Consider the following 18,840-nt stretch of genomic DNA (forward strand, 5'->3'; position numbering starts at 1 on the left):
AGAGTTCACATGCAAAATTAACTAAAATACTCCGTTGTATTTAAAAAAAGGTACCAATGGTAGAATTTTATGGTTGAATGGTAACTTTTATAATATAAGACAAGCTTAAAAAGTAAAGGTTGCATCAAAAAATATTTTATTTATGTAGAAATATAAAATATATGTAGCAGTTCAAATTACCAAAGCATTGCTAGGAAGTGTGCTATTCGGTTTCAGTTTTCAATATTTTTATATATTTGCGTTCGTAATTAAGCGGGATGTGGCGCAGTCCGGTTAGCGCACTGGTCTGGGGGACCAGGGGTCGCAAGTTCAAATCTTGTCATCCCGACGAATAAAGAGATTAAGAATGTCAAAAGCTTGTAAACTCTATGGTTTACAGGCTTTTTTGTTTTTTAATAAATCAGTTTAAATCAATGTAATTCATATTTGAGGTGTAACTTGAGTGTAACCTTAAATTTATATACTTTAGTTACACTTAAGAGTTAATTTGACTGACACACTGATGTTTATCTGATTATTCTGCCATAGATTTTGATTGATATTAATTGTGAATAAAACAAATTCAGGTGTCTTAGGATGTCAAATTATATTAACCACAATTAATTACAATGCCATGTCAAACAACCAATTACTTTACTTAAAGTTCTTTTTAAGAACAACAAAAAAGAATCCTGAAAAAGGAATGTTATACCTCAGGATATCTTATAATACCAAGCGGGTTGACTTTTCTTTTAACCAACCTATAAATGTAAATTCATGGAATTCGGCTAGTGAAGTAGTTAAAGCTTCAGAAAAGGAATATCAAAGAATAAACCGATCAATAGCTTCTGCTAGGAGTAAGATTCTAAGCATATTTGATAAACTGCGTTTTGAGGAAAAACTGATAACTCCACTTATTTTAAGAAATTATTACTTAGGTAATGTGGATAAAGGTAAAACACTCTTGGAATGGATTGAAAAGGATCCATTTACCAGGTATAAACTTTCCTTTAAAAAGACAGAACGAACTTTTTTGACAGAAAAGGAACTTAATGTGATCGTAAATAAGAACTTTAATAACCAAAGGATGGAGTTCGTAAGAGACATGTTCGTATTTGCTTGTTATACCGGTATGGCTTATATAGATGTTATGCAATTACGGCCAGAGAACATTAATATTGGTATTGATGGAGAATATTGGATTTCGACCAAAAGAAAGAAAACAGAAGTTGATTTAAATATTCCTTAATTGCCTATTGCACTCGGATTAATAAATAAATATAAAGATCATCCACGTTCATTATATAGAGAAAGTGTGTTTCCGCGCATACCTAACCAAAAGTTAAATAGCTATTTAGAAGAAATTGCAGACGTCTGTGATATCAATAAAGTATTGACATTTCATATTGCACGACATACGTTTGCTACAACAGTTACTTTGAGTAATGGAGTGCCGATAGAAACAGTAAGTAAGGTATTAGGCCACACTAAGCTGTCCACCACTATGATTTACGCAAGGGTTCTTAAGAACAAGATTAGTGAAGATATGAATACTTTAAAAGCTACTCTTCAAGCAAAGGAGAATAAGCCTGTTAAAAGAAAGAACTATAATACATAAAACTCGAAAAATTCAATAAATGTCTTATGTAGAAAGGGAAATGTAACCAAGGATATAACTTACATTTTTTTTAATGAAATTGAAGAAATGAGCTTGCGGTATTAATACAAAAATCATGAAATACTAATTGGAATGATTGTTATCACAATAAATCCAAAAAAGGGTTTTTATTTTTGTTCAGGATATCGAATTGCCTTGTGAATATCTCCAAAAATTCAATAACTTGTTCTAGATTTAAGTTTCTAGGCGCATTGAAACGAAGAAAATAAACAGAGTCTTTATGGATGTTGGAAATATGTTTAATATTGTTTTGTTGTTAGGAGCAATATTCTCGATTCTATTATCGTTTTATTTGTTTTTTTATCCGAGTAATTTTTTTGCGAATAAAGTATTAGGGGTGTTGACCTTTTCGTGGGCGATCACTGATTTTGCCTTTATGATTCAATCCCCAGATTTTTTTGCTAAGTATCCTCACTTCTTTTTATCTCTTGATATTTTTACTTTAATGTTTTTTCCTTTGATGTATATTTATATTAGAACATATTTATATGAGGATGCTCGTAAAGTAAAAAAGAATATAATGCATTTTATACCAGCTATTTGTCATGTCATTGTGTTTATGCCATTCTTTTTAATAGGAACGGAGGAGAAAGCTTTAATGATACAAAGCAGAAGTTTTCCAAGATGGTTAATGCCATTACAGTTGTTCTTTAATCTTGTAATTATAGGCCAAGGGATTATATACTCTATATTGTCATTAAGAAAACTTCATCATTTTCAATATTTTAGGATGGTTCATTTAACCAGATATCAGCTGAATTCTTTGAAATGGTTAAGAAACTTTGTAATTGTTAATATAATACTTTGGTTAATTGGTACTGCAGGTATTGTTATTGATGGATTTCAGGTTGACATCAATGTTGATTTATTTGCTGTGTTTTATTTGGGATTAACAGTTTTAACTATTGTATTAGGAATTTTTACTATTAAAAGGCCAGAGTTTTTTGCAGAAGAAGAGGATATCGTTAAATATGTTTTTAACAAGCCAGCTGCAGAGAATAGAAAAATAGAAGAGGTGAAGCTAAGTGATAAAGATATTCTATTAGCGCATTTTGAAAAAGATAAACCGTATTTAAAGCCGGATTTAAAAATGCAGGATATTGTGGATTCAACGGGCTTTACATATAAACGAATTTCGGAGATACTTAATGTAGAATTTCAAAAGTCATTTTTTGATATCATAAATGATTACCGAATGAAGGCTGTTATAGGATTAATACATGAAGGATTTCACAAACAACATACCTTACCTCATTTAGCCGAACAGGCTGGCTTTAATTCAAAAACCTCGTTTAATAGAATTTTTAAGAAGTATACAGGCAAAACACCTACTGAATATATTCAGAACGAAAACCTATAGAAATTTCCACTTCTAATAACTTATTAATACGATATCTTGTGTATGAAATTTACAGGTGTGTCTCATAAAAAAGATATATTTCTTCATGATACCCTGTTTAAATACCATCGTGTCTGTTCGATTTCTGCATTTTTATGGCAAGAGTCTAGTAAAATAAGTTTCTAAATAGTAAATCAATAATAATATCTCAACTATCAGGATTTTAGCTGATTATAGGTGTGTGTGCCAATGGGTACCACCTCTTATCCGTCATTGGGACATCTGTTTTTTTATTGGTTCGCCGCTTTTTGCATATGTTTTTATACTTGCAAACACACAGTTGTAAAAGGATTGTGGAACTAATTTAAATTTCTAAAAACAATAACCGATGATGAAAAAACTATTACCATTTATTCTGATGGCTTTTTTAGCCTTTATGGGGAGTTGTGTCGCCGATGACATTGATGATTTGCAAGGACAAATTGATGACCTAAATGAAAAAGTTGATGATTTAGAGCAGTCACAACAAGAAGCTCTATTAGCTGAAATAGCCAAACTGCAGGCTACAATTACACAAATGCAGACGGATATGGAAGCGGGAGATGCTGATTTAAACGATAAGTATACTTCACTATTAAGTAGTTTAGAGTTGTTAGAGACTGAAGTAGAAAATAATAACGCTGCTGTTTATTATGGCAATCTTTTAACGGATGCTGATTTTGCTGCGGTATTGGCTCAAGGAGCAACCATTGTAACAGGTAAAGTTATACCTACAACTCAAGGGCATATTGATGCTATGGTAAATTTAAAGATGATTGGTGGCGATCTTATAATTAAAGGTGGTAACCAACTTTCTTTAACATCAGTCCAAGCTGTTGGTGGAGAACTAGGAATTACAGGTGTTGATGGTACTGATGTGACAATAACATTTCCTTCATTGACTTCAGTTGGAGATGATTTTAGTGTTTATGAAAATGAAGGTTTAACTAGTGTTACTGCTGATGCATTAATTCTCATTAACGGAGGTTTATCTGTATATATGAACACAGTTTTACAAAGCTTCTCTCTTACTGCGCTTGACCAGGTTGAAACTGTTGATATCAATGGTTATGATGAATCGCTTTGGGGCGCAGGTACCTTGAATTCAGTAGAGCTGTCATCAACGAATGTGAGTGGAGATGTTTATGTACAGTATATTGCTGGAGGTACATTGTCATTGGGTAATGTTAATGGTAGCCTAAGCATCGAAAATACTGCAATTACAGAATTCATTATAACAGGATCACTTATTGATGGTGACTTTAATTTTACATCAAATAGTGCTATAGCAAGTGTGGATGTTACTGCTTTAACTAAAGTGAATGGAGGTCTTAATTTTAGTTTTAATGGAACTGGAGGTACAGGAATCTCGTCCACTTCAACTTCTGACTTTAGTACAAATTTTCCATCATTTGAGAACTTGGAGGAAATTAACGGAGATGTAGTTATTTCTACGAATACAACAAAAAGCATAGAAGCTTTTAACTCAGTAACAACTTTTACTGGAGGCAAAATTGATATCCAAAGTAATGGTTTCGAAGTAGCTATGCTAAATATCTTTAATGGATTAGAGTCTGGTGGAACATCAGCTTATTCTCATGTTAATGTTAGCGTATTTGGTAGCTATGCTTGGTTCGACTCTTTCGAAATGTTACAGAATGCTGGTGCAGTTATCTTGAATGTATCACCAACTATGGATCTATCTACATATCAATATGCAGATAACCTTCGTATAGATGGCTTTGATGCGCTTACCCAAGCTACATCTATTGAACTTTATACGCCTAAGGCAACTGTATTCTCTGCATTCTCTGCATTGGATCATCTTACAGGATGGGGAACTGATTTAAAAGTAGAAATGCCAGACGATGCAACTATAGGATTCTGTAGTATGGAACCTTTCTTTACTAAATACAATTCAGATCCAACGAAGTACGTTGTTGAATTTAATCAAGGATGGGGCAATACGCTTGTACCTGAGGATGCAATCGATTTACTATTAGCACCATGTAATAATTAATAATTGTGTATTTAATAGGAATGTTACACCTGTAAAAGGGTGTAGCATTTTTATAATCTGCACCCAATCTATACCCAATCTCAAACAAAGGCATTTTAAATACTAAGTAAAGTACGCTTATAATAAGTTGATGGAATAAATTTAATAAAATGACGATGAAAAGAATTATAGGTGTATTACTATTACACTTGTTGTTAATAAGTTCTGTTTTTGCCCAAGCTTTTACTGTTGAAGGCGTAGTAACTGATGATACTGGCCAAGCTTTACCAGGTGTAAATATTTTATTAGAGGGCACACTAAAAGGAACTGTTACAAATATAGACGGTAGCTATCATATTGAATTACCATCTCACGAAGGAACATTAGTGTTTTCTTTTATTGGCATGAATGTGGTAAAAGAAAATATTAACGGTCGAGTACGTATTGATGTTGTATTAACAGATGATAGTCAGCAGTTAGATGATGTAATGGTTGTGGCTTACGGTACAACTACAAAAGAGGGATACACAGGTGCAGCCGAAGTTGTGAATAAAGAAGTAATGGAGAACCGACCAGTTACTTCATTTGAAAAAGCATTGCAAGGAACAACTGCAGGTGTGCAAGTAGCCAGTAGTTCGGGGCAGCCAGGCAGTCAAGCTTCTGTAATCATAAGAGGTATTGGATCTTTAAATGCCAGTAGTTCGCCATTATATGTAATTGATGGTGTTCCTATGGCAGGTGGATTAAGTGATATTAATCCTAACGATATTGAAAGCCTTACCATCCTTAAAGATGCTGCAGCTGCTTCTTTATATGGCTCCAGAGCGGCCAACGGTGTTGTAATTATTAGTACCAAAAAAGGTGCAGCTGGACAAACGCGAATTTCCTTTAATAGTCAGGTGGGAGTTGCCTCTCGAATATCTAATGGTTATGAATTAATGAATTCAACACAATTTTATGAACACTCATGGATGGGTTTATATAATTGGGGACTGTTATATGGTGATCATGACGATGGTAGTTCGTTTACGATAGATGATGCAAAGGAGTACGCTCATGAAAAAGTAGAGTCTACTGTTGGTTTTAACCCTTTTGGAGTAGAAAATCCGCTAGATGCTAATGGTAAATTAATACCAGGAACAAAAACAATAACAGATACCGATTGGAGAGATGAGGTTTATAAAGTCGGGATCATTCAAAACTATAACCTTAATGTAGCTGGCGGAAACGATAAAACGGATGTTTATTTCTCCTTAGGTTATTACAATGATAGTGGAACTACATTAAGTTCTAATTTTACAAGATATACCAGCAAGATAAATGTTAATCATCAAGTCAATAACTTTATTACAGCTGGAATAAGCAATAATCTTACTTATTCTGAAACTAATGCTCCTCCAGGAGGGAATGGTTTTGCAAATCCAGTACGTTCCGCCGAAGTGATTAATGCGGCAACACCTGTTTATAATAATGATGGTTCCTATAATTGGGAGAATAAAGCTGTTTTTGATTTTAATCCTGTAGGACTGTCGGAGATGGACTTGTACGAATATCAGGATGTTCGAGGTCTTTTGAATACTTATATAAACCTCGATCTTTTACCAAGTTTGTCTTTTAGGTCAACAGGAGGTGTAGATTATTCTAATAGTAAAGGGGTTAATTATTATAATCCACACCATGGAAATGGAGCTGGAGTCAACGGAAGAAGTACGATGTCGAGTTCTGACAATATGATTCTAAGTATCTCCAATATTCTTAATTGGAAAAAAACGAATGATATATCAAGTTTTGATGTTTTAGGAGGACAGGAATTTACATCTGGTAAATATTCTTTCTTATCTGCTGGAGTTACTGATTTTCCAATTAGTGATTATCCTGATTTAAGTTGGGGAGCTAAGCCCGAGAATCCGAGCAGCGGACCTTCAGAATGGAGTTTGTTATCTTACCTAGGGCAGTTTAAGTATAACTATGGAGGACGTTATTATTTAAGTTCAAGTGTTCGTGGTGATAGAAGTTCACGATTTGGTGCCGACAATAAATGGGGAATATTCTACTCTGTAGGTGCTAGTTGGAGAATTACTGAAGAGGAGTGGATGCCAGATTTAACTTGGTTAAATAATTTGAAACTAAGAGCTAGTTACGGAACTTCAGGAAATAGCTCAATAGGAAATTTTGCATCTCTAGGATTATATGGTAGTGGATCTAACTATGGAGGTTATCCAGGTATTGCTGCTGCTCAACCTGCAAATCACGACTTAGCGTGGGAGTCTCTCGCTAACTTTAATGTGAGTTTAGAGGCGAGCTTATTCAAGCGATTGGATATAAATGTAGAGTATTATAAAAAAGATTCTGACGGTTTATTATTTGGTAAACCTTTATCAGCTTCCAAGGGTTTTGGATCTATTATGACAAATCTTGGTGCTATGGTGAATCAAGGAGTTGAGGCTACCTTGAATTACAAAGTAGTGAAGCAAAAAGATTTTAATTATACCATAAATTTCAATTTTACTGCTAATAGAAACGAGATACTTAATTTGGTTAACGATAGAATTGTTTCAGGTTCAAAACTTTTAGAACCAGGAGCAAGTCTGCACCAATTCTACTTACTGGAGTGGGCTGGTGTAAATCCTGACAATGGTAAACCAATGTGGTTTGTAAATTCACAGTCCGATGACAAAGAAGGTAACACCAGTACGGAATCTTCATATGTGGATCCACACGGAAGTGGTCGTGATGTAACGAGTAACTATTCTGATGCAGAAAGAGTGAGAATGGGAACAGCTTTACCCGATTTCTATGGAGGATTAACGAATAGTTTAAATTATAAAGATTTTGATCTTAGTTTTTATTTCTATTATAGTATTGGAAATCAGATTTATAATGATGATTATGCCGCCAGTATGCACGATGGAACGCAGGCTGGTAATAATTTGGCTACGGATGCTTTGGATGCATGGACTCCAGATAATCGTTATACCAATGTTCCGCGTTATGTAACCAATGGTATCGATGAAGGTAACCAGATGTCATCAAGGTTTTTAGAAGATGCTTCTTACCTGCGATTGAAAAATATCACTTTAGGTTATACACTTCCTCAGTCATTTGCTGCACGACTTCACTTGCAAGGTTTAAGAGCATTTATTTCAGGCGAAAATATGTTTACACTAACAAAATTCAAAGGATTCGATCCTGAAGCCGCATTGAATGGTCGTTTAAGTAATGCTATACCGGGGGTTAAGGTAGTTACTATGGGACTTAAAATTGATTTGTAATATTCTAAAGGTTAAAGATGAAAAGTTCAAAACATATATATAGCTGGTTCAGTGTATTCGCATTATTTTTCTTCATCACATCATGTAATGAAGAGTTGCTTAACCCTGAACCACAAACAGCGATTGAAGAAGAAGAAGTGTTTAAGGCTTATGAAACATCACAGGCCGCTTTGGTTGGAGTGTATGATCAATTAAGCAGTCCTGAATTTGAAGGTCTTTATGTGCCTATATTCGGTGATCTTGTTGGGGATGACTTAATGATCAGTCCAGATAATAATTATAATTGGTTCGTTGCTGTTTATCAGATGAATATTTTACCCAATTATAGTGCTTCGGATTATCCATGGTGGGCAGGATATAAGGTGATATTCGATGCCAATAAAATTGTGGCTAATGCACAAAGTATTCCTGATGCCACATCAGATCAAAAGAACCGATTAGAAGGGGAAGCCAAGGCGATGCGGGCATTTGTAATGCTTAAGTTGGTTCAGATGTTTGCTCCATCGTACATTTCCAATCCTGAAGCTCCGTCCATTTTATTGGCAACAGAGCCGCTTTTGCATAATGATGCCGACTTATCACGAGCTCCATTATCTGAGGTTTATGCTCAGATGGAAGCTGATTTATTATCGGCTATTAATCTCTTGGAGTATCGTGATGATATAGATGATAAAGGTTTCTTTGATAAAAGAGCTGCACAGGCCATTTTGGCACGCGTATATTTAAATATGCAGCAGTGGGAAAAAGCCAGGGATATGGCAGTTGAAGCTTATACAGATGTAGATTTGGTTGCTGTGGCGAATTTATTTGATGGTTTTTATTATCGTAATTCCGAAACCATATTTACAGTTGCTTATACTCAGGAGGATAATAATACCTACTTAACTATTCCATCTTTTTATTATCCAATCTATGGTTACAGTTCAATGCGAGCTAACAACAAGTTTGTAGATCTATTTTCTAGTAATGATGTACGTTCTAACTATTTTTTAATAGAACCAGAAATTGATAAGGATCGCAATTTGATTCTAAAATTCTTACATAATCAATCTGTAGGTAATGCCGAACGTATTAGTATTCGAGCTTCCGAGATGTACTTGATTGCAGCAGAATGTGAGGCTGAACTAGGAAATAATAAAGAAGCTCAGGATGCACTTTATACAATTCAGTCCAGAGCTAACCCGAGTGTCGTAAAAAGTACAGCTACGGGTCAGGACTTGGTGGATGAAATACTAGTGGAGAGACGAAAAGAACTGTTTGGAGAAGGTTTTAGGTGGAATGATATAAAAAGAAGACAAAGTCGATTTATAAGAGAGGGTGATCATTGGGTAAAGTTTGATTTTAGTGCTGAAGATGAGGATGATTATCGCTTAACCTACCCTATACCACAATCAGAGATTGATAACAATGTAGAGTTGACTAATGAGGATCAAAATATTGGTTACTAGTAAAAAATAATACTGTTCGATATGAAATATAGAACTCTAAAGTCTTTATTGCTTTTGCTAGCGATTATAGCTATTGCAGGTTGTAGTAAAGATGAGGAACCGATTATACTTAATCCAGTTGCAGGAACGAATTTATTGGATGTTGAGAACGAAGGATATGTTGTTGAATTAAACGCAGTACCTGCTCCAAAAGGGCAACAGGGTACTTGGCGAGTGTATATAGGAGAAAATGGTCGATTTGAAAACGTAAATGATCCTAAAACCAATTTTTATGGTGAGCCAGGAGAAAAGTATGTGTTGGCCTGGGAATTAAGTGAGCGAGGGGAGTATAAATCGGCTTCAATTGATGTGTCATTTAAACCATTAAATCCCATCATAACAAGTATTCCTCAAGATACACTTCATAATAATATCTCGTTTTATCTCGAAGCTGAAGCACCGCGTTTTGGCGCTAAAGGGCAATGGAGTATTGTGAGTGGAGATGGTGCTGAAATTGTTGGTGAGGAAAACAATGAGTCCGTTTTTATTGGAGATAAATTTAATGAATACACTTTGCGTTGGACACTAAGTTATGGATCAAAAGAAGCTTTTAAAGAAATACAGTTTGTTACCGATGAACTAAAGGCCTTTGCAGGAGAAGATAACTTGGACATTGTTGCCTCAAAAACAGCGAAGACCAAGTTTTTCACGCTCGAAGGTTTTTTACCTGCCGGAGCAACTGGAAATTGGAACATTATAAAGGGACAACAAGGTACTGTGCATTCCGAAGCAATTGATAATTCTCTATTTGAAGGGCTTGCTGATACTGCATATACCTTAACGTGGACTGTAGATTTGGCTGGTTTGCAATCAGTTGATACCGTTGATCTACGCTTCAGAGGTAAGTGGGGCATGTGGATTGATGAGCGAGATGGTCAGAGCTATCGATTTACCGTAGTAAATGGCCTGGAATGGATGGCTGATAATTATAACTATGCAGAGGAGCCTGGTTATGGTTCGTGGTATTATGGTCACGATGAAAGAAGTATTGTGGAGGATGGTCATCCCTTAGAAAATGAAGATGAGCGAAAATACTATGGGCGCTTATACGACTGGCATAATGCAATGGATAATGCACCTGAAGGGTGGCGCTTGCCAAGTGGTATGGAGTTCAATAACATGGTTGTTGCTTTGGGGGGAGATTTATATGCAGATCCAAAAATTAAAGAAGGTGGAGATACTGGGATCGATCTAAATTATGCTGGATACTATAATTTGGCAATTCCATCCGACCCATCTTTTAGGAATTCTTTTGTGGGTCAGGATAAATCGGGATTATACTGGCTGAGTGATTATACTGAAATATATGATTATGCTTCCGTATTTGAAGTAACATCTAGTTCTGCTACTCCAGGTTCAGGATATCTTCCTACCAAATTTTTTAAGTTATCAGTGAGATATGTGCGCGAGATTCAGGAGTAAGTAGGCTCATTAAAAACAAATGGATGGGTTACGCTGGAGATCTTTATAGAAATGGGGATTAAAATAATAAGAAATGAATAAGAAAAATAGACATATATACTTTTTCATCACACTCCTGATAATGGTTACTAATGTTGTTATGGGACAGGGTGTTGTTAGCCAGGAGGACTGTGAAAAGGGAAGGATACGCATCAAGCTTAAGCGCGAGCAATTAGTCAATGTTAATTCTCAATTAAAATCGGCAACAAGTGTTAGTGATGGTTCTAATTTAGGTATACAAAGTATCGATAACATTAGTCAAGATGTTGGAATTATACGTATAAAGCGTGTGTTTCCGTTTTCTTTAAAAAATGAAGCTAAACATAGGGAGTACGATTTACATTTATGGATGGAGTTGGAGTTTGATGAGGCGATTAACCCTCTCGATATTGTTAAACAATATGACGGACTTCAGGAGCTTGAGTTAGTTAAGCCTATTTATAAAAAAGTAAGAATTGATTCAGACAAAGAAGCTGTTCCGTATAAGGTAAAGGTTTTAAATACAGGGGCAACAAAAGTTGTATCATCGTCTGCTAGTACTATTACTTCTTCAAATTACGAACCTTTTTTTGATGATCCTTTGCTAAATATGCAATGGCATTACCAAAGTGATGGGAGTTTAATGGAGGATGGTTACGATATTGATTTGTTCGAGGCATGGAAGCAGACAACAGGTAGTTCAGATGTTATTGTATCTATTGTTGATCAAGGAGTAGATGTGTATCATGAAGACCTTCAGGATAATATTTGGCGAAACGAAGCTGAAATAAATGGTGAAGAAGGTGTTGATGATGATATGAATGGTTACATAGACGACTTTCATGGTTTTAACTTTCGGATGGAAGGGGCTATTGTGCCAGGAGATCATGGAACGCATGTAGCTGGTACAGTGGGAGCTGTATCGAACAATGGAATTGGGGTTTCTGGTGTTGCAGGAGGCGACGGAAGTGGCAATGGTGTAAAAATGATCTCTTGCCAGGTGTTTGATCATCGAGCACGTGGAGGTACTAATTTTGCGCAGGCAATAGTTTATGGTGCCGATAATGGTGCTGTAATTTCCCAAAACTCTTGGGGTTACGATGGAGTAGGCTACTATGAGCCTGAGGTATACGATGCTATAAAATACTTTATTGCAGAAGCTGGCCAATACGAAGGAAGTCCAATGAAAGGTGGAATTGTTGTATTTGCTGCAGGAAATGAGGGAGTTGAGTTGGATAGGTATCCTGCTGCATTTGATGAAACTATAGCGGTAACAGCTTTAGGACCCAACGGTATGCCTGCAGGATATACTAATTATGGAGATTGGTCTTCTATAGCTGGTCCTGGAGGATATCAGCCAGACTTTGGAGAAGAAGGTGGTATTTTAAGTACCTTGGCAAATGATAAATATGGCTATATGGATGGTACATCTATGGCCTGTCCTCACGTTTCGGGTGTTGCAGCTTTAGTTATTGCAAAATTTGGGGGAGATGATTTTTCAGCTGAAGATTTAAAGCGATTCATCCTTAATTCCACACAGCGTTTTACTTTTCAGCACAATAATAAATATGGATCAGGCGCACTAAATGCAGCAAATGCTTTAGCTGATGATAACCGTATTCCTCCGGAAGCAATAAGCGATTTAAATGCTTCAGAAATATTTCATGACGAAATTAGATTAGAGTGGACAGTGCCTGTTGATGAGGATAATGGTGAACCTCGATACTATTACCTTTGTATTGCCGGTGAAAATATAACGGAACAAAATTTTGATAACCAGGCTTTGTACTTGCTGCAGAATGAGTTGCGTGCTGGCGAAACCTATAATATCAAAATATCTGGTTTCAGGAAGTTAACGGATTATTGGTTTGCCCTTAAGTCAGCAGATCAGTTCGATAATTTCTCAGATATATCAAATGTATTAAAAGTTACCACATCTAACTTACCACATTTTATGGAATCAACACGGTTGGTTAGTGTTGATGTTGATGTTACACAAAGCTCAACCGTGAAGGTGCCAATTGGTCTATCTAATATTGGTGATGGTATTATTTACTACAACTCTACGATTCGAAATGAAAAATTTTATTGGGAACCAGAAGAGGAAGATGTAAATCAGGAGATTGCAGCTTCGATACAAGAAAAAAAGGAAGAGGCTGAAGCTAATCCTGCATTGTATGAAACAAATCAAGCTATTTTTAAGGAAATTCCTTCCTTAAAATCTACAGCTGCTACAACTTCAGATTTATCGCATTGGAAAAATGACAATACCGAGTGGATAGCGGGATTGTCTTATCAAAATGCTAATCCTCCAGCTACTTTACTAGGTTCAGGGAATTCAAATGTTGGAGTTGTGGCTGCAACCCGATTTGATATACCCTATGATTATTCATTAAACGTTACACATCTTGAAGTAGCATTGCTACCAGAAGTGAATGATAAACCAATTATCATTGAACTTAGGAAAGGTTCAAAATGGGTTCAGGAATGCGAAACTGTTTACATGCAAGAGTATTATCCTGATACAACCAATGTGCTTCAATACTATCGAATACCACTTTATAGGCCTCAACTATTTGAGGATAATGAAATATTTTGGGTGATACTGCATTTTCCTAAAGAGATGAGCTATCCATTGGTGTTGCAAAATGGAGAATTGGAATATGGATATTGTGTTGTTTCAAAAGATAATGAAGTAAGTTATAGAACTCTTTCTACATTTTTCTCTACACCAAAGTTACCTATGCTGTCGGTATTAAGTTCTGGTGACGATGGATCATATGTTTTTCTTGATCCTACATCAGGTGAGATACCCTCAGGGCAGTCTGTTAATGCAGATGTTTTAGTGGATGCAACAAACCTGACTAATGGTAAACACTTGGCTTCATTAGGTATACTAACCAATGATATTCATAAACCAGTCGTTAATATTGAAGTTAAGGTAAATGTGTCAGGACAGGTGCCGGAAATTGATACAAATAAAAGTTATCCGTATAAGGCGTATTTCAACGAATCCAATACATTGTTATTAGATATCCAAAATAAGGGTTTAGCTGATTTGGAAGTGTTTGATGTTATCTCAACTACTCCGGGTATTAGTAAGGCTTTTAATGACACTGTTGTATTTACGCCTAATATGAAAGGAGAGGTACCATTCTCATATGTTCCTGAATTAACTGGTTTTATTGAAACTCAGGTAACATTACGAACAAATATAGGAGATGTTAATTTGGCCTGTGAATTTTCTATTGTAGATGCTCCAGTTTTGGAGATGAATGCCAATAATGTGGTAGATATAGTTTATGGAGAAAAGAATGCGTTTAACCTTCAGCTCAGTAATAAGGGAGTTAGTACTCAACTTGAATACGACCTTAGTCATTATAATACCTTGAATACTTCTAAAGGTTTATTTCCATATAAACTAGCGTATGAAATACTATCTTCGAAAGAGATAGATGGACCTATAGAAGGAGCATGGGACGATATAACAGCTTATGGTAAAGCTTATAATCAAGAAGAAGTAAAAGCAACAGGATTTGAATTGGGTATGAACTTTCCATTCTTTTCCGAAACGTTAAATAAAGCCTATATCAGTACCCGAGGGGAATTGTTTTTTTATTACGATGGCCTTTTTTACGATGATGTAGATGCGGAATATTATGGATATGCCAAGGGAGTTCTTGTCCCTGTGAGGATACAAGGTTACTATTTATCAGTAGCACAAGTGTATGTTTACTCTTTTGGTGATAGATCTGTTTTTACGGTTAGGGCAGATATTAAAAAACCAGGAAATCCTCCAAATCAATCTGAAGGCAGTTTAGAATACCAGATTGTTTTATCTCGAGATGGTTCAATAGAATTTAGGTATAATAAGGTGAGTGATTTACAAGAAGATTGGGATTACAGAGTCGGTATACAGGGCCTAATTGGAGATGATTTACTCATATATAAAGATTATGAAGAAATAGATAAAAATCTATATGATGGTAAGGTGCTTAGCTTTCAGCCGCTAACAGATGTTAGTATGGTTGTGTCGGCAACGCCAACTAAAGGTCTTATAAACGCAGGCGGACAAACTCCAGTGCAAATAGAACTTGACCCTGCGTCTATGGGGCTTACGGAAGGAGTGTATAAAAATAATGTTGTAGTAAAGACCAATACGCTTAATAAGGAGGAGTTATTTCCGCTGACCATCAATGTTACAGGTACACCTAAACTAATTGTAAATGATACAATTAGTTTTGATACAATTAAATTGGGGCGTAATGTAGAAGGTTTTATTGTTGCAGAAAATGTAGGCTCATCAAATGTTACGGTTGATGCTATCAGTTTTGATAACCCAAACTTTGTATTTAGCGGATCGTTGCCACTTGTTATAAAAGCTAAATCCAAGCAGCCATTAAAAGTTGTTTATACTCCAATCGATGCTTCAGAAGAAGAGAGTTTGGCACATATCAGTTTCAGTGATGGTACAACAAAAAGTATTGTGCTCAATGGCAAGTGTATCGAGGATGTTACTTATGATATTACTGTAGCAGAGAATATAATTGTTGACATAAATGCTGGAGAAAGCCTTCGTTTACCAATTACGTTGACTAATCATGACAAGGGAGAATTGTTAGAATATACCTTTAAAGGTAATTGGTTGTCGTATGTTGAAGCTGAGGAATTAGATCGAGCAATTGGAAATAATAGTCATGATTCTTATTATGGTTATTGGTGGCGCATAAGTGATTCAGATAAACCTTATTTTAAGTGGGAGGATATTAGTGATGATGCTGAAGTGCTGAGCATTGAGCAGGATGAGCAAAAACAAATTGAATTGCCATTTCAATTTCCATTCTTTGGCGAATACTATAATACTATCTGGGTTTCAAAAAATGGTTATGTAACTGTTATTGAGCCCGAGTCAGATCATTGGAGTTTTGAGTTTGCAAAAGAGGATGGTTTAAGTGGTATGATTGCTCCTTTCTGGTCGCCAATATTGCCACCAGAAGATGGTAAAGGTGTTATGCTCAAGATGGACGAATCAAGGCTGGTTCTTCAATGGGATAATTTTACTCCAGAAGAAGGAGGCTTAGGTATATTAACATTCCAATTAGAAATAATGGCTGATGGTACAATCCATTTCCATTACAATAATATTGATCCCTTTAGTGGCGGATTACAGTATGGATTGGAAAGCCCAGATGAAGAGGAGACGGTTGAAAACGAGAAAACATGGATTTTAACCTGGTCGAAGTTATCAAATAAGAGTAGTATAAGTTTTATACCACCTTTAAAAGATTCAATTGTAAGCGGGGGTCAAAAAGAATTAGACCTAGTGTTGTCTGCTGAACGTATCTATAAATCAGGAGTGTATAGAGATACTGTTGAATTGCTAACCAATAGCCAGTCGCAAGCTTTATACCAGGTTCCTATCCAGCTTAATGTTACAGGAAAACCCATTTTAGATGTAGTTACACCGCTTGATTGGGACGAAACTGTTTATAAATCAAACTTGTTATTAAACCGTAAAATTAAATTGGTGAATAAGGGTTTTGATGTATTGCACCTAAATAAAGTAGAATATCAACAACTTGATGATTTAGTATTATATGAAACAAATGGTGAAAAGATTATAAAAAGCAATGCAGGTGAGTTATTTAAAGATATTGTTATTGAACCTTGGGAGGCATATGAATTAATAATTGAAATTCCAGTTAAAGAACAACAAAATGTAGCTGGATCAATCAATTGGCTAGGTAATTTCGAAAGTCAACAAACATCAGTAAGTACTTCAATTGTAGATTCTCCAATATTTAGTTGGGATGCTACGGATCAATCCTATTCATTAAATAATACAGAGGTAGCAGAATATAGTTTTACCGTTAAAAATAAAGGGGAAACTAAGCTTAAATATAATTTTGCTCCAGCAGTTGCACCAAGTGGTGGAGAATCTGAATTTCCTGTGATCATCGAAGAGGAAGGTAATTTTACTTTGAATTACCCCATAACAGTAGACTCTTTATTTTTAGATAAAAAGGAAAATGCTGATGGAGTTTTAATCCCTTGGATTGAAGGTAATAATAAAGGATTTTCGAATCGTTTTACGGCACCGCAAGGAGGTTTCTTTTTAACACATGTTAAAGCATATACTTGCTTGTTGAATGTAGATGAGATTGTTAAGGTAGAAATTTGGATGGGTGGTGACTTGCCTCAAGATGGAGAAAAGCTTTACGAAGAGTTGTATGTGGTAGATAAAGTTGTGGACGAAAAGTGGGTATTCTTTTCTTTGTCACAACCTATTACTATCCCTGAAGGAGAACAGTTTTTTGTTACAATTTACCAAAACAAATCCACGAAATATATGGGGTTTGAAAATGTGACTGATGAAAATTTAAAATCCAATTGTTTTTCAGGTAATCATGTTGGAGAAGAGGAGTATTATTGGTGGCCACATTATGAGGATTTAATTTGGAAAATTAGACCTTTAACTGCAGCAGGTGAAGACTCCTGGATTGAGTTGGATAAATACAGTGGAGAATTACAAGCGAATGAGTCTGTAGAAGTTTCTGCTACTATTTATCCTTTAGCCGCGGGAAAAGGTGCGCATGTTGGTAAAATAATCTCATTAAGTAATGATGTTAATAATTCTTCAAGTGAGTTTAATATTGCATTAACGATTAATGGAGCGCCTGAATTTAAATTTTACCCAAACATTTATAAGGATACTATACGCGTAAGAGAAACAGAAGAGCTTTTACTTAATTATCTGTATGAGGATCCAGAAGGGGAATCAATCAGTTTTACTTTAGATAGTTCTAATCAAGGGCCACAGTTAAAGTATGAAGTAACGGGCAATACTACTGCTCAGGTTAAGATTAAAACCGACTATAATGACGAAGGCACTTATACTTACCCAGTGATGCTGACAGACGCTTCTGGTAGTATTTCGAGCGATACTATTGTGATTCAAGTTGAAGATAAAAACAGAGCACCAGTATTAAACGAGGAATTTGCTGTGATCACTTTAAATTTAGCTGATCCAAGAGCATTGACTATCGATCCTACAGATGTCTTTTCGGATCCTGATGGTGACGCACTTCAATTTTTAGCAGGTAATTATACGCCCGAAATAGTAGATATGTCATTAGGCTCCAAATATATTAACTTAAATCCACTTACTGCAGGTACAGGGTTTCTCGCATTCGCTGCCGACGATGGTAAAGAAGACGGGTTTGTGGTGTATGGTGTTTATGTGCAGGTAATTGATGATCCAGATGCTGTAAATGCATCTCTAGATGGTAATCAAAAACCGTCGGATAATATTTTGGGTGATGATCAGTATTTAATGGTCTATCCTAATCCAGTTTCTAACGGCGAATGTAATGTTATTTATAAAGTGGATGAAGATGCTAACGTTTTAATTGAAGTTTATAGCGCTACAGGTTATAAGGTAGAAATGATTCAGTATAATAATATTACTAAAGGAGAATACAGCAATCAACTTAATGTAGAGCGCTATACTCAAGGGATTTATTTATGTCGACTTTTGGTAAATGGTGTCTTAATTGAAACAAAAAAACTGAACGTAAGATAAATATAAAGAGTCAGTTTTCGATTAA

The 18,840-nt window shown here is 35.6% G+C and carries 8 protein-coding genes and 1 tRNA gene; all 9 read left to right on the forward strand.

Translation table 11 applies throughout. The features are described from left to right. The first annotated feature begins 253 nt into the window (after nucleotides 1-253). Nucleotides 254-328: transfer RNA gene (locus tag A8L32_RS00825), tRNA-Pro, on the forward strand. A gap of 285 nt (nucleotides 329-613) precedes the next feature. Beyond that, nucleotides 614-1,228: a hypothetical protein gene (locus A8L32_RS23605; RefSeq protein WP_075589802.1), complete on the forward strand. Its 615-nt coding sequence runs from the start codon at nucleotides 614-616 to the stop codon at nucleotides 1,226-1,228. Next, a complete protein-coding gene (locus tag A8L32_RS23610; RefSeq protein WP_075589803.1) occupies nucleotides 1,229-1,597 on the forward strand; it encodes a site-specific integrase in 369 nt (122 codons plus the stop codon). A 280-nt stretch (nucleotides 1,598-1,877) separates the two neighbouring features. Next, a complete protein-coding gene (locus tag A8L32_RS00840; RefSeq protein ID WP_075589804.1) occupies nucleotides 1,878-3,017 on the forward strand; it encodes a helix-turn-helix domain-containing protein in 1,140 nt (379 codons plus the stop codon). A 367-nt stretch (nucleotides 3,018-3,384) separates the two neighbouring features. Then, nucleotides 3,385-5,055 (forward strand): coiled-coil domain-containing protein, encoded by a 1,671-nt coding sequence (locus tag A8L32_RS00845; RefSeq protein WP_143524974.1) that lies wholly within the window; start codon nucleotides 3,385-3,387, stop codon nucleotides 5,053-5,055. 155 nt (nucleotides 5,056-5,210) lie between these two features. Beyond that, nucleotides 5,211-8,306, forward strand: coding sequence for a SusC/RagA family TonB-linked outer membrane protein (locus A8L32_RS00850; protein WP_075589806.1), 3,096 nt, complete (start codon nucleotides 5,211-5,213; stop codon nucleotides 8,304-8,306). Between the two features lie 17 nt (nucleotides 8,307-8,323). Continuing rightward, nucleotides 8,324-9,754: a RagB/SusD family nutrient uptake outer membrane protein gene (locus A8L32_RS00855; protein WP_075589807.1), complete on the forward strand. Its 1,431-nt coding sequence runs from the start codon at nucleotides 8,324-8,326 to the stop codon at nucleotides 9,752-9,754. A gap of 21 nt (nucleotides 9,755-9,775) precedes the next feature. After that, nucleotides 9,776-11,215 carry an FISUMP domain-containing protein gene (locus A8L32_RS00860; protein ID WP_075589808.1) on the forward strand — a complete coding sequence of 480 codons (1,440 nt, stop codon included), beginning with the start codon at nucleotides 9,776-9,778 and terminating at the stop codon, nucleotides 11,213-11,215. A 73-nt stretch (nucleotides 11,216-11,288) separates the two neighbouring features. Next, nucleotides 11,289-18,815, forward strand: coding sequence for a S8 family serine peptidase (locus A8L32_RS00865; protein WP_083631123.1), 7,527 nt, complete (start codon nucleotides 11,289-11,291; stop codon nucleotides 18,813-18,815). The last annotated feature ends 25 nt before the right edge of the window (nucleotides 18,816-18,840 follow it).

Source organism: Labilibacter marinus (assembly GCF_001659685.2).
GTDB classification, from domain to species: Bacteria; Bacteroidota; Bacteroidia; order Bacteroidales; family Marinilabiliaceae; genus Saccharicrinis; species Saccharicrinis marinus.